Consider the following 479-nt stretch of genomic DNA (forward strand, 5'->3'; position numbering starts at 1 on the left):
CCCCGGCCGTCGCCCGGCCGTCCAGGGTGTCCGGTATCCCGTCGCCGGGCAGCCGCACCTCGACGTGCCCGTCGGTCACCCGCGTGTCGAAGGCGGGCTGGGGAGCGGAGGCGGGGCCCTCGACGTTCCAGCCGTCGGAGAGCCGGAAGACGCTGCCGTGCCAGGGGCAGCGGACGCATCCGTCGGCGACGGTGCCCTCGGACGGAGTGAGGACGGCGCTGTTGAGCGGGACCGGGCCGAGGGTGACGCCGTCGGGGTCGTCGTCCGTCGGGGGGAGGCGGTAGGCGGTGGCCTGGAAGTAGCCGTCGGAGGGGGCAGTGCGCGCGGTGACACGGACGAGCCACTTGACGCTGCGGGCGCCGATCCAGCCCGGCACGACCACCCGCAGGGGCGCGCCGTGGACGGGGGGCAGCGAGGCGTCGTTCATCGACCAGGCCAGCAGCACGTCCGGCGCCAGCGCCCGGTCCCGCGGGACGGAC

At 76.4% G+C, this 479-nt stretch carries 1 protein-coding gene; it reads right to left on the reverse strand.

Annotated features, from left to right (window positions below):
- The coding region (locus LPA54_RS37365; RefSeq protein ID WP_228984896.1) for a molybdopterin-dependent oxidoreductase at positions 1-479 on the reverse strand (479 nt) is incomplete at both ends.

It is taken from the genome of Streptomyces sp. DH12, assembly GCF_020873895.1.
Lineage (GTDB): Bacteria > Actinomycetota > Actinomycetes > Streptomycetales > Streptomycetaceae > Streptomyces.